Raw genomic sequence first — 13,033 nt, 5'->3', positions numbered from 1 at the left:
ATGAAGTTCGTCGAAGTGCGGCAGGACGATCCTCTGGCGGGACCTCTGCTCGATGACCTGCAGCGGGAGTACGGGAGCCGATACGGCCGCCTCGACGGCACGGAGTACCAGGACCTACGCGCCTACGACGCCGCCGAATTCGCACCGCCCGGCGGCGTGCTGATCGTGGCGACAGTGGATGGCGAACCCGTCGCGGGCGGTGCGTTTCGCCGGTACGACGAGTCGACCGCCGAACTCAAACGCATCTGGACCTCCGCCGCCCATCGCCGTCGCGGTTACGGCGCGCTCGTCGTGGCCGAGTTGGAACGCGTTGCGGCGCAACGCGGTTACACCCGCGTGTTCCTGACGACGGGACCCCGCCAGCCCGAAGCCGTCGGGCTATACCTGGCCGCCGGCTACACCCCGCTCTTCGACGTGACACGCAGCGCCGCGGAGATCGGCGTGCATCCGTTCGAGAAGCGCCTGTCCTAGCCACGCGCCGACCGACATCCCTACGATGGCGTTCATGGCCAACGACGACCTCGAGATCGCAGACGTCCCCTTCACCCACGATCCGTGGGCGGCGAGCCGCGACCGCTACGCGACGATGCCGTACCGACGGGTGGGGTCGTCGGGCCTGCTGCTTCCGGCCATCTCGCTGGGGCTCTGGTACAACTTCGGCGACAACCGCCCGTTCGACGTCCAACGACAGGTGCTGCGACACGCATTCGACCGCGGCATCACGCATTTCGACCTCGCCAACAACTACGGCCCGCCGTACGGCTCCGCGGAGGAGAACTTCGGCCGCATGCTGCGGCGCGATTTCAAGCCGTACCGTAACGAGCTGATCATCTCGTCGAAGGCCGGTTGGGACATGTGGCCGGGACCGTACGGGCAGCTCGGCGGCCGCGCCTATCTGCTGGCGAGCCTCGACGAGTCACTGGATCGCCTCGGCCTCGACTACGTCGACATCTTCTATTCGCACCGCATCGATGCGAGGACACCGCTCGAGGAGACGATCGGCGCGCTCGACTCCGCGGTGCGCGCGGGCAAGACGCGCTACGTCGGCGTTTCGTCGTACTCGGCGGCCAAGACCACCGAGGCCGCCGCGATCGCAAAGCGACTCGGGACCCCGCTGGTGATCCACCAGCCGTCCTATTCGCTGCTGAACCGCTGGGTCGAGGACGGTCTGACGTCGGCGCTCAACGACGCCGGTATGGGGGCGATCGCGTTCACCGTCCTCGCACAGGGTCTGCTGACGGAGCGCTACCTGAACCAGCCGGCGAGCGAGATCGATCGCGCGACGGCGCGCCCGACGTTCGACGACGGACAGGTGACCGAGGACGTCCGCGAACGTCTCACCGGACTGGCGGCCATCGCGGAGCGCCGTGGTCAGTCGCTGGCTCAGCTCGCGCTCGCGTGGGTGCTGCGGGATCCGACGGTGGCCTCGGCACTCGTCGGCGCGTCGAGCGTCGAGCAGCTGGACGAGAACCTGGACGCACTGAACAACCTCGCGTTCACCGCGGATGAGCTCGCCGAGATCGACGAATTCGCGTCCGACTCCGGCATCGACCTGTGGCGCGAGAGCTCCGATATCTGAGCAGCGGCTCGCGTATACATACTCAGCATGGGTAGCGATCAACCACTGCGCGTCATTCAGTGGACGACAGGCAACATCGGCACGCGATCACTGCACGCGATCATCGGACGCGACGACATGGAGCTCGTCGGCGTGTATGCACACGGTGCGGACAAGGTCGGTAAGGACGCGGCCGAGCTCGCCGGCTGGCCCGAACCGACCGGCGTCACGGCCACCAACGACATCGACGCGCTCATTGCGCTGCAGCCCGATGCCTGCTGCTACAACCCGCTGTGGCCGAACATCGACGAGCTCGTCGCGCTGCTCGAAGCGGGCGTCAACGTCTGCTCCAGTGCCGCGTGGATCACCGGTGGTAAGCAAACCCCCGAGGATCTCGATCGCATCCGGAAGGCCTGTGCGGCAGGTGAATCCACGATCTTCGGCAGCGGCGCGCATCCGGGCATGACCAACATGGTCGGTATGGTGCTCTCCGGTGCGTGCGAGAACGTCACCGAGATCCGCATCACCGAGTCCGTCGACTGCTCCACCTACGAGTCCGCGGGCACCCAGTCGGCGATGGGCTTCGGTCGGGACCCCGAAACACCCGGCCTCGCCGAGAGCGTCCGCCGCGAGAGCGAGGTGTTCGCAGAATCCGCCGCGATGATGGCCGACGCGATCGGCGCGAAACTGGACCGGCTAACGTTCGATGTGGAGTTCACCACCGCCACCGGGGACAGCGACCTGGGCTTCATGACCATTCCCAGTGGCACCGTCGGCGGCGTGTACGGCTACCACCGGGGCTGGGTGGGCGACCACAACGTCGTCAGCGTCGGCTTCAACTGGATCATGGGCAGCCACGTCACCCCGCCGAAGCCGCTCGAGCACGGGCACGTTATTCAGGTGTTCGGTACGCCTAACATGCGCACCGTGCTGCACTGCCTGCCGCCGCGCGACTGGACCGAACCGGGCTTCATGGGACTCGGCATGATCTACACCGCGATGCCCGTCACCAATGCGGTGCCCGCCGTGGTTGCCGCGGCGCCCGGAATCGTGACGCTGAAGGATCTGCCTCCGGTGGCGGGTCGCTTCAGGGGGTAATCCCTTGTGTCACTCGCGTTTCAAGAGTCACACCTCTGGAGGCGACGACGAAAACTTGTCGGTGGTCGAATGTATGTTCGAGTCATGTCCGGTACGGCGGTCCCAGAAGCGGTGGAGGCGGTGTTGGCGTTGACCGCTGCCTACGACCGTTTCGCTGCTGCGGACATCGCGTGTCTGTCGCAGGCGGAACTGCTGCAGGTGTCCGATGAGTACGAGGCGTTGACGCGCCGGATGCCGGCTCAGTCGCATCGGATCCTGGTCGCGCTGCAGGCGGTCACCACCGCGGTGGCGATGGGCGCGAAGAACTGGAAGCAGGTGCTGGCGACGCGGTGGCGGATCAGCACCGCCGAGGCGCATCGCCGGCTCGCCGCGGCCAGACAGTTGGGGCCGCGCCGCGCCACCACCGGAGAAGAACTCCAACCGGAACTGCCCGCGGTGGCCGGGGCCCAGGAGCACGGGGCGATCACCGTCGAGCACATCGCGATCATCCGCGACGTGGTCGGCAAGGTGCGGGCTCGGTTCGATGCGCTGACCGCCGCTCAGATGGAGGTGAGTCTGGTGCGTCTGGCGATCGGCGTGGGTCCGGTCGAACTTCAGGCCGAAGCCGCCCGCCGACTGTTCGTGCTGGATCAGGACGGTCCCGAACCCGACGACCGGGAACGCGATCGGCAACGCGGGGTCACGGTGGGACGGCAGCGCCGCAACGGCACCACCCCGATCACCGTGGAGGCGACCCCGGAGTTGGCGGCTAGCCTGGAGGCCTTCTACGCGAAGTTCGCCGCACCCGGCATGTGCAATCCCGACGACCCCGAACCCTGCTGTGCGGGTACCCCGAGCCAGGCGCAGATCGACAACGACCACCGCACCGTGGCGCAGCGACGCCACGACGCGTTGGTCCTGATGGCGCGCATCGCGCTGATGACCGATCTCGGCACCCTCAACGGTCTGCCGGTGTCGGTGATCGTCAAGACCACCCTGCAGGAGTTGCAGGCGCGGGCCGGGGTCGCCGTCAGCGGGGGCGGCACGACGATGTCGATCGCCGATCTGATCCGGATGGGCGCGCACGCGCACTGGTCGCTGGCGGTCTTCGACGGGGCCACCGGGTCGGCACTGGATCTGTTCCGCACCAAACGGATCGCCACCGCCGCGCAGCGGCTGATGCTGATCGCCCGCGACTGGGGGTGCACCAAACCGGGTTGCCCGGTCGGCCCCTACGGCTGCCAGGTCCATCACGCCGCCCGCGACTGGGGCGCCGGCGGCAACACCAACGTCGACGAGAACGCGTTGGCCTGCCCGGCGGACAACCGACTCGTCGGCCCCCAACCGCATCAGTGGTCCACCGACGTCGTCGAGGGAGTGGTGCACTGGCATCCCCCCGACCACCTCGACACCGGTCAGGCCACCGTCAACTACCGCAACCGCCCCGACCAGATCCCCCTACCCGACGAGAACGCACCCCTGCCCTGGCAGACCCCACCCGCCTCGCCGCCGACACGCCCGCCGACACCCCCGCCGACAGCGGATCCACCGACAGCGTTGCGGGACGAGGACGTGCCCCCCGAGCCCGAACCCGTCGACCCCGCATGGGCCTTCGGCAACGGCAACGAAGCCGACGGCGACGCCACGGCGGCGCCCGCGCCGGCCGACGCCCTCGACGACCCCGATGCCCTCGACGCGTTCGCCGTCTGGGCCTTCGGCGACGACACCACCCCCGCGCCCTTCATCCGATTCCACGCCGGCACATTGCAGTCGTTCACCGCCACCACCCGCACCCGCACCGAACTCAGCCGCCTCATCCACCGCTGCCGCACCCGTGACCCACAGGGCGCACGGGGCCCCGCACCACCGCGCTAGACGCGGGCCGCCAGCGCCTGCAGACCCGGCCCATCGAGGTCGCGCAGGCCGTCGCGACGACCGGCCATCGCCATCAGCAGCGCCTCGCCGGGGCCGCGCACTTCCGGCCCCCTGCCTGCCGACCACGTCAGATCGGTCGCCACCAGCGTGACGCCGCGCGCCCGCTTCGCGCCGCGGATCGTCGGCGACCGGCGCACGAAATCCAGTGCAGCCGAAAGGCGATCGGTGGGGATCACACGCGGGATTCCGAGCGGGCGGCGAATGTCCTGGTGGTGAATCATGTTGTCGGTCAGGGCGAGTCGCCCGCCGAACCCGGCGTTCATGCCGCGGGGACGCGAGTGCGCCCGAACCGTGCCGATCAGCTCATCGGGCGACCGCCCTGCCAGTTCAGCGACAGCGACCGCGTTGATCCGATCGGTCTGAAACCGGCCCCGCAGGAACAGCTTCGCCAAGGCGCCGAGCGGCACCCCCTCGAAGCTCACGGTGTGAGCCACCACGTCGCGCACCGTCCACCCTTCACACAGCGTGCCGTGCTCCCACTGCTGCGGCGCCAGCGCCGACAGGAACTCCGCGAAGTCCTCGCGTTCGGCCTGTGCCAGATCGAGTGTGCTCACTCCGCACCGAGCGACACGCACACGCCGATCGCACCGCCGCCCACGTGCACCGACAGCACCGGACCCATGTCGGTGACGACCAGCGACTCGAGCTGCGGCAGCCGGGACGTCAGCGCGGCGCCCACCATGTCGGCGTCGTCGTGGTTGTCGACGTGATGGACGGCGATCCCCGCGGGGTGGTCCCCGACGAAAGCGACGACCTCGTCGATGAGCGCCGCATGCGCCTTGGAAGCCGTGCGAATCCGTTGTGCCAGCACCAACCGGCCGTCGACGTCGAGCTGGAGTAGCGGCTTCAGCGACAGTGCCGTGCCCAGCCACGACGCCGCCGTGCCGATCCTGCCGCTGCGCCGCAGATTGTCCAGCCGGTGTACGACGATGAAGGCCCGGCCCCGCGGAACGGCCGCCCTGGCGGCGGTCTCGACGTCGTCGAGCGATCCTCCGGCCGCCGCTGCGCGGGCCGCGGCCAGCGCGACGAACCCGACCCCCATGGCCGCCGACCGCGAGTTCACCACGCGCACAGAGGGTCCGAACTCCCGTGCCGCCGACACCGCGGAGCTGAACGTACTCGACAGCGCCGCCGACAGGTGCACCGCGACCACACCGTCGCCGCCGCTGTCCGCGAGCGCCTTGCGGTACGCGTCGGCGAGTTCGGCGGGGGCCGCGCCCGCCGTCGTGACGTGGCCGCGCGTGTGCAAGTCGTAGGGCAGCTGATCGACCCCGTCGCGCAGGTCGGTCGAGTCGACGAGAACGTGCAGTGGCACCTGCTCGATTCCCCAGCGCTGCAGCTCGTCCGGGCTCAACCGAGCCGACGAGTCGGTCACCACCCTGACGGCCACGGCTAGTGGTCGCCGTCCGGGGTGACGCCCGCCTCGGCGAGACCCTTGAGCATCAGTTCGGCCACCGCCCGGTGCGCCTCGAAGTTCCAGTGAATGCCATCGGGGTTGCCGTGCCCGTTCATCACCTGGTCGGCGACCGCCGCTTTGAGATCGACAATCGGGACGTCGTGCGCCCCGGCCCATTCCGTGATCGCCGCCACGGTCTCGTCGCGCCAACGATGGGACTTCGCGTACGTCTCGGCGATGTGCACTGACGGGATGCAGGCCACGACGGGAATGCCGGGCCTGTTGAAGTCGATTGCCGCACGGGTCTTCTCGAGGTAATGCGCGCTCAGCGGTCCGGGTAGCGCCGGCCGGGCGATGGGCGACAGTCGCGGCTGCAGCCAGCCGTAGCCGTCGCGCGCCCACCGCCGCAGCCGTGGCGGGCGGACGTAGCGGATCAGCTCGCGCAGCGCCGTCGGCAACGGGGACGGCAGCGAGTCCATACCCGAGGTCGCGAACACGACCGCACCCGCACGGGGCAGCGCCGCCCACGCGCGCGGATCCTGCGTCGCCGCCCACCACACGTCGCGGCACGTCCAGCCGATCCGCCCGATCAGCTCGACGTCCCAGTCGAGCGCGGCGGCAACGATATTGGGCCAGATGCGCGGATCATCGGCGGGCAGTCCGCCCGTCGGGCCGTAGTAGGACAGCGAGTCGCAGAAGATCAGCAGGGTCCGGCGGGCAGGAGCGGAGCGACCCGGGGGATCATCACGGCGCGCAGAATCAAAGGACATCGTTGGCGACCTGGGCCGAGGCGTTCCACACGTCGAGGCGCCACTTGACCTGCTCGGCGCCCGGCACGGTGTGCCCCGACAGCTGCACCCAGCTGGCGTTACCCATTCCGCCGAGCACGGGCCAGTTGTCCACCGGCAGCGCGAGCAGCGCACCCGTCAGCGCGGCGATCAGCCCGCCGTGCGCGACCAGCACGACCGGCCGATCCGGATCCTCGACACCCCAGTCGGGATGCCGTTCGAGCAGCTCGTCGACGAGCGGCATGCTGCGCGCGGCAACGTCGACCCGGCTCTCCCCGCCGTGCGGCGCCCACCTGGCGTCGTCCCGCCACGCCAGCCGGGCACCGGGGGCGACGTCGTCGACCTCCAGATGCGTGAGGCCCTGCCAGTCGCCGAGGTGCGTCTCGCGCAGCCGGGTGTCGATCTCGACCGGCAGCCCCGACCGCTCCCCCAGCGCCGTGGCGGTGTCGAGGGCACGCCGCAGATCCGAGGACACGATGACGAGCGGCTGGCGCTTGGCCAGCACTTCGGCGGCGGCGGCGGCCTGGTGCCGACCCAGGTCGGTCAGATCGGTGTCGAGTTGACCCTGCATGCGGCTGCCCGCATTCCACTCGGTCTGCCCGTGGCGCAGCATCACCAGCCGGCGGATGCTCACTCCGGCGCCTGTTCGTCGACCTCGACTCCAGCCACACCATCCAAGTCGACCGACACCACCGGGCAGTCGCGCCACAGCCGATCGAGCGAGTAGAACTCGCGCTCGTCCTGATGCTGGATGTGCACGACGATGTCGACGAAGTCGAGCAGCACCCAGCGGCCCTCCTTCGTGCCCTCTCGCCGGGCGGGCTTGTGGCCCGCCAACCGCATCCGCTCCTCGACCTCGTCCACGATCGCGCTGACCTGACGGTCGTTGGACGCCGACGCGATGACGAAGAGGTCGGTGATGACGAGCTGCCCGGAGACGTCGATGACCACGACGTCGGTCGCGATCTTGGCCGCGGCCGCCTGCGCGGCCACCGTCGCCATCTCCAGGGCTTCGGCGGAAGCGCTCATGCCGGGGCCTCCTGTCCCGCGAGGGAGTACAGCCCGCGCTTGGACACGTACTGCACGACTCCGTCGGGCACCAGGTACCAGATGGGCCGACCATCCTCTGCCCGGTGGCGGCAGTCGGTCGACGAGATCGCCAGCGCGGGCACCTCAACGAGCGACAACGCATCCGGCGGCAACTCCTTCATCGCCGCGGCGATGTGCTGACCGTCGAGTTCGTAGCCGGGTCTGCTGACTCCGACGAAACGGGCGAGCGAGAACATGTCCTCCCAGTTCTGCCACGACAGGATCGAGGCGAGTGCGTCGGCACCGGTGATGAAGAACAGCTCGGTGTCCGGATTGAGCGCGGCGAGATCGCGCAGCGTGTCCTTGGTGTAGGTCGGGCCGCCCCGGTCGATGTCGACCCGGCTCACGGAGAACCGCGGGTTGGCGGCCGTGGCGATAACCGTCATCAGGTAGCGGTCCTCGGCGGCGGTGACCGGCCGATCGCGCTTCTGCCAGGGCTGGCCCGTCGGTACGAAGATCACCTCGTCGAGGGCGAAGATGTCGGCGACCTCGCTCGCCGCGACCAGGTGGCCGTGGTGAATGGGATCGAACGTCCCACCCATCACCCCGAGTCGCCTGGTCATGACCATGCAGCTTACTGGTGCGGCCCCTCACCGCCGCCCCAGCTGGATCGCCTAGACCGGAAGCAGCTGGTCGATCACCGTCGCCAGCTGCTTCGCGGACCGGCATTCGTGCATGGTGATGACGTCCTCGTAGCGGGGCACCGCCGAGTCGCCGCTACCCCACAGGTGCTTCGGCTCGGGGTTGAGCCAGTGCGCGTGCTTGCTGGCGTTGACCATGTGGGCCAGCAGGTCGGTCTCCGGATTGCGGTAGTTGTTGCGGCCGTCGCCGAGCACCAGCAGCGAACTCCGCGGCGACAGCACGTTCGGGTACTTGTTCATGAACGAGACGAACGCGTGGCCGTAGTCGGAGTGCCCGTCGCGGGTGTAGACGCCCGCTTCGCGGGTGATGCGCTGGACCGCGACGGCCAGGTCGCTATCCGGGCCGAACAGCTCGGTGACCTCGTCGGTGGTGTCGATGAAGGCGAAGACCCGAACCCGACTGAACTGCTGCCGCAGCGCGCTGACCAACATCAGCGTGAAGCTGCTGAACCCCGCCACCGAGCCAGACACGTCGCACAGCACCACCAGTTCGGGGCGGGCCGGGTGCGGCTTCTTCAGCACGACGTCGATCGGCACGCCGCCGGTGGACATCGACTTGCGCAGCGTCTTGCGCATGTCGATCTCACCGCGCCGGGACCGACGCCTGCGCGCCGCCAGCCTGGTCGCCAGCGTGCGGGCCAGCGGTGCGACGACGCGACGCATGTTCCGCAGCTGATCGCCGGACGCGCGCAGGAATTCGACGTTCTCGGCGAGCTGCGGGATGCCGTACATCTGCACGTGGTCGCGGCCCAGTTGCTCCGCGGTCCGGCGCTTGGTCTCGGCCTCGACCATCCGGCGCATCTGCGAGATACGCCGCGCCGCAATGGCCTTCGCGATCTCCTCCTGAGTCGGCGTGGGATCGTCGCCGTAGCCCGCGAGCAGACCGGCAAGCAGCCGGCCCTCGAGTTCGTCGAGCGCCATGGCCTTGAGCGCCTGGTAGGACGAGTACGACGGTCCGCGACTGGAGTTGTACCGGCCGAACGACTCGACGATCTGCGCGATCATCGCCGCCAGCCGGGGGTCCATCTCACCGAGTTCGGGGTTGTTCTCGAGCATCTGCAGCAGCGCTTCGCGCATCGCGTCGACGTCCTGGGGCGGCAACCCGTCCGGTGCGCTGCCGCCGTCGGCGTCCTCGTCGTCGACGACGGTGCGGTCCCCCAGCGCGGCCGGCCACCAGAGGTCGAACATCGCGTCGTAGGTCTCGCGGTGGTCGGCGCGCCGCAGCACCGCGCAGGCCAACCCCTCCCGCAGCACCTCACGGTCACCGAGTCCGACGACGGTCATCACCTTGCCCGCGTCCACCGTCTCCGACGGGCCGACGTTGATGCCGACGCCGCGCAGGGCCTCCACGAACTCCACCAGGTGCCCCGGAATGCCGTGGGGTGCAAGCGGTTGCGGTGGTCTGGTGCGTCGGGCGACCATCATCGACCTCCTAGTTCAGCCGGAGCTCGCCCGCAGCGCGGGTTTGGTCGGACTGGTGCTTGAGGACGACGCCCAGCGTCGCGGCGATCGTCTTGTCGTCGATGGTGTCCATTCCCAGCGCCAGCACCGTACGGCCCCAGTCGATGGTCTCGGCCACCGACGGCACCTTCTTGAGTTGCATCCCGCGCAGCACGCCGATGATCCGAACGATCTCCTCGGCCAGCGTCTCCGGCAGTTCGGGCACGCGCGACAGCAGAATGCGGCGCTCGAGATCCGGGTCGGGGAAGTCGATGTGCAGGAACAGGCAACGACGCTTGAGCGCCTCGGACAGTTCGCGGGTCGCGTTCGACGTCAGCAGCACGAACGGCGTCTGGGAGGCCTTGATGGTGCCGAGTTCCGGCACGGTGACCGCGAAGTCGGACAGCACCTCGAGCAGCAGACCCTCGATCTCGATGTCGGCCTTGTCGGTCTCGTCGATCAACAGCACCGTGGGATCGGTCCGGCGGATCGCCGTCAACAGCGGACGCGTCAGCAGGAACTCCTCGCTGAAGACGTCCATCTTCGTCTGATCCCAGTCGCCACCGCCGGCGGAGCCGGCAATCGAGCCGGAGCCCGCTTGAATCCGCAGGATCTGCTTGGCATGGTTCCACTCGTAGAGGGCACGGGCCTCGTCGACACCCTCGTAGCACTGCAGCCGGACGAGCTCCGACCCCGTGCACTGCGCGACAGCGCGGGCGAGCTCGGTCTTGCCGACCCCCGCGGGCCCTTCGACCAGCAGCGGCTTGCCCAGCCGGTCGGCGAGGAAAACCGCTGTGGCGGTGGCTGTGTCGGGCAGGTATCCGGTTTCGGCGAGCTTGTTCGCGACATCGTCGATGTCGGCGAACAGCGGAGCCGGGCGTGCGGGGACGCTCATGTGTTGTGTCATCTCCTGTCAGGCGGGACGGGTCTGGCCGTCGCCCCACACGATCCATTTGGTCGAGGTCAGTTCGGGTAGCCCCATCGGGCCGCGGGCGTGCAGTTTCTGGGTGGAGATGCCGATTTCGGCACCGAACCCGAACTGCTCGCCGTCGGTGAACGCCGTGGAGGCGTTGACCATCACCGCGGCGGCGTCGACGCGGGCGGTGAAGCGTTGGGCGGCATCGAGATCCGCGGTCACGATGGCTTCGGTGTGACCGGTGCCGTACTCGTTCACGTGGGCGATCGCGGCGTCGATACCGGCGACGACGGCCACCGCGATGTCCATCGAGAGGAATTCGGCGCGCAACTCCTCCTCCGACGGATCGAGGTGCACGGTCACCCCGGCGTCGGTGAGGGCGCCGAGCAGCCTCGGCACGGCGTGCTCGGCGATGGCGGCGTCCACAAGCAGCGACTCGGCGGCGTTGCACACGCTCGGCCGACGGGTCTTGGAGTTCAACAGGATCCGCTCGGCAAGGTCGAGATCGGCTGCCGCGTGCACGTAGACGTGGCAGTTGCCGACGCCGGTCTCGATCGTGGGCACGGTGGCATCCCTGACGACGGCGTCGATCAGGCCGGCTCCGCCGCGGGGGATCACCACGTCGACGAGCCCGCGCGCCTGGATCAGATGCGTGACGCTGGCGCGGTCCGCGCTGGGCAGTAGCTGCACGGCGTCGGCGGGTAGCCCCTCGGCCACCAGCGCCGAGCGCAGCGCGGTCACCAGGGCGGCATTGGAGCGCGCCGCCGAGGAACTCCCGCGCAGCAGCACGGCGTTTCCCGACTTCAGCGTGAGGCCGAAGGCATCGACGGTGACGTTGGGCCTGCCCTCGTAGACCATGCCCACGACGCCGAGGGGCACCCGCTGCTGGCGGATCTGCAGGCCGTTGGGCAGTGTGCTGCCGCGCAGCACCTCGCCCACCGGGTCGGGCAGGCCGGCCACCTGGCGCAGCCCCGCCGCGATGCCGTCGACCCGATTGGGGTTGAGCGCGAGCCGGTCGAGCATGGCCTCGGGGGTGCCGGCCGCGCGGGCGGTGTCGAGATCCTCGGCGTTGGCGGCCAGCACCTCGTGGACGTGGGCCAGCACCGCGTCGGCCGCCGCGTGCAGCGCCCGATTCTTCGTCGCGGTGCTGAGCGTGCCGAGCTCGCGGGCGGCGACCCGCGCGCGGCGGGCTGCGGTATGCACCTGCTCGCGGAGCTCGACGTCAACAGTCACCTGCGCACTCATTAGGCCAGCTTAACGAGGTTCCACGCCCGCGGTCCCGTTGGGGCTACGGTATGTGGGTGCAGACGAAGCCGACGGCGGTGTGCGTCGTCGGCAGTGTCAACCTCGACCACTCCTACACCGTGGCCGAGTTGCCGCGGCCGGGGCAGACCGTGCTCGCGTCGGGGGTCGCCACGGCGCCCGGCGGCAAGGGGGGCAACCAGGCGGTCGCGGCTGCGCGCGCGGGCGCATCGGTGCACCTCGTCGCCGCACTCGGCGACGACGCGGCGGCGGTCCACCTCAGGGCGCACCTGACCGGCAACGGCGTCGACGTCGCGAGCGTGGTGACCGCGCCGGTCGCCAGCGGATCCGCGGTGATCGTCGTCGACTCCGAGGGCGAGAACTCGATCGTCGTCGCACCGGGCGCCAACGCCCACCTGACCATGACGTCCGCCGCTGCCCGTGCCGCGGTGGCGGGCGCCGACGTGCTTCTGCTGCAACTGGAGATCCCGCTCGACACCGCGGTCGCCGCGGCACGGGTCGCCGGCGAGTCCGGCACGGTCGTCATCGTGAACGCGTCGCCCGCGCAGTCCGGGGCCGGAGCGCTGGAGGACCTCGCCGCGGTCGCCGACGTCGTCGTGGTGAACGAGGACGAGGCCGCGCACTGGCGCTGGCCGGTGCCGCATCTGGTGACGACGCTCGGCGCGCGCGGCGCCCGGTACGCCGGTGGCGGCCGCTCCGTCTCGGTCCCGTCCCCCGCGGTCGAACCCGTCGACAGCACCGGCGCTGGCGACGTGTTCGCGGGAGTGCTTGCGACGCACTGGCTTTCCGGCCCGGACGTGGCGCTGCGCCGAGCCTGCGCCGCGGGTGCGCTCGCCACCCTGGTGGCGGGAGCGGGCGACTGCGCGCCCACCGCGGAGGCGATCGACGACGTGCTGGCAACCGAGACGACCTCAGAGAGTTAGGAGTTCC

14 protein-coding genes are annotated in these 13,033 nt (G+C 69.7%); 5 read left to right on the top strand and 9 right to left on the bottom strand.

Features of this window, described 5'->3' with window-relative positions; translation table 11 throughout:
* The 4 genes from NM203_RS15135 (at position 1) to NM203_RS15120 (ending at position 4,510) form a co-directional block, all read left to right on the top strand.
* The gene (locus tag NM203_RS15135) at positions 1 to 471 is read left to right on the top strand and encodes a GNAT family N-acetyltransferase (RefSeq protein WP_255060805.1); all 471 of its coding nucleotides are present in this window, start codon (positions 1 to 3) and stop codon (positions 469 to 471) included.
* A 34-nt stretch (positions 472 to 505) separates the two neighbouring features.
* Positions 506 to 1,579, top strand: coding sequence for an aldo/keto reductase (locus tag NM203_RS15130; protein ID WP_255060804.1), 1,074 nt, complete (start codon positions 506 to 508; stop codon positions 1,577 to 1,579).
* Positions 1,580 to 1,606: 27 nt separating this feature from the next.
* Complete coding sequence (locus NM203_RS15125; protein WP_255060803.1) at positions 1,607 to 2,656, top strand: NAD(P)H-dependent amine dehydrogenase family protein; 1,050 nt, start codon at positions 1,607 to 1,609, stop codon at positions 2,654 to 2,656.
* An 84-nt stretch (positions 2,657 to 2,740) separates the two neighbouring features.
* Positions 2,741 to 4,510, top strand: coding sequence for an HNH endonuclease signature motif containing protein (locus NM203_RS15120; RefSeq protein ID WP_255060802.1), 1,770 nt, complete (start codon positions 2,741 to 2,743; stop codon positions 4,508 to 4,510).
* On the opposite strand, the gene NM203_RS15115 is transcribed toward NM203_RS15120, so the two are convergent.
* Genes NM203_RS15115 through NM203_RS15075 form a run of 9 tightly spaced genes read right to left on the bottom strand, consistent with a single transcriptional unit; the run spans position 4,507 to position 12,085 of the window.
* On the bottom strand, positions 4,507 to 5,124 hold the full coding sequence (locus NM203_RS15115) for a maleylpyruvate isomerase family mycothiol-dependent enzyme (protein ID WP_255060801.1): 618 nt from the start codon (positions 5,122 to 5,124) through the stop codon (positions 4,507 to 4,509). The genes NM203_RS15120 and NM203_RS15115 overlap by 4 nt on opposite strands.
* Positions 5,121 to 5,960: a DegV family protein gene (locus tag NM203_RS15110; protein WP_255060800.1), complete on the bottom strand. Its 840-nt coding sequence runs from the start codon at positions 5,958 to 5,960 to the stop codon at positions 5,121 to 5,123. Before NM203_RS15110 ends, NM203_RS15115 begins: the two co-directional genes overlap by 4 nt.
* Before the next feature lie 2 nt (positions 5,961 to 5,962).
* On the bottom strand, positions 5,963 to 6,736 hold the full coding sequence (gene octT, locus NM203_RS15105) for a diglucosylglycerate octanoyltransferase (RefSeq protein ID WP_255060799.1): 774 nt from the start codon (positions 6,734 to 6,736) through the stop codon (positions 5,963 to 5,965).
* Complete coding sequence (gene gpgP / locus NM203_RS15100; RefSeq protein WP_255060798.1) at positions 6,726 to 7,388, bottom strand: glucosyl-3-phosphoglycerate phosphatase; 663 nt, start codon at positions 7,386 to 7,388, stop codon at positions 6,726 to 6,728. Before gpgP ends, octT begins: the two co-directional genes overlap by 11 nt.
* Positions 7,385 to 7,783, bottom strand: coding sequence for a ribosome silencing factor (gene rsfS, locus NM203_RS15095; protein WP_255060797.1), 399 nt, complete (start codon positions 7,781 to 7,783; stop codon positions 7,385 to 7,387). Before rsfS ends, gpgP begins: the two co-directional genes overlap by 4 nt.
* A complete protein-coding gene (nadD, locus tag NM203_RS15090) occupies positions 7,780 to 8,412 on the bottom strand; it encodes a nicotinate-nucleotide adenylyltransferase (protein ID WP_255060796.1) in 633 nt (210 codons plus the stop codon). Before nadD ends, rsfS begins: the two co-directional genes overlap by 4 nt.
* A gap of 45 nt (positions 8,413 to 8,457) precedes the next feature.
* Complete coding sequence (locus NM203_RS15085; protein ID WP_255060865.1) at positions 8,458 to 9,906, bottom strand: vWA domain-containing protein; 1,449 nt, start codon at positions 9,904 to 9,906, stop codon at positions 8,458 to 8,460.
* A gap of 10 nt (positions 9,907 to 9,916) precedes the next feature.
* A complete protein-coding gene (locus NM203_RS15080; RefSeq protein WP_255060795.1) occupies positions 9,917 to 10,819 on the bottom strand; it encodes an AAA family ATPase in 903 nt (300 codons plus the stop codon).
* Between the two features lie 18 nt (positions 10,820 to 10,837).
* Positions 10,838 to 12,085, bottom strand: coding sequence for a glutamate-5-semialdehyde dehydrogenase (locus tag NM203_RS15075; protein WP_255060794.1), 1,248 nt, complete (start codon positions 12,083 to 12,085; stop codon positions 10,838 to 10,840).
* Between the two features lie 56 nt (positions 12,086 to 12,141).
* Here NM203_RS15075 and NM203_RS15070 point away from each other — a divergent pair, with 56 nt between their 5' ends.
* Positions 12,142 to 13,026, top strand: coding sequence for a ribokinase (locus tag NM203_RS15070; protein WP_408633353.1), 885 nt, complete (start codon positions 12,142 to 12,144; stop codon positions 13,024 to 13,026).
* Positions 13,027 to 13,033: the final 7 nt, after the last annotated feature.

The organism is Mycolicibacterium arenosum (assembly GCF_024320865.1).
Classification (GTDB): Bacteria; Actinomycetota; Actinomycetes; order Mycobacteriales; family Mycobacteriaceae; genus Mycobacterium; species Mycobacterium arenosum.
Note: the sequence above shows the minus strand (reverse complement) of the source record. Positions and strands in the feature narration are given on the sequence as shown.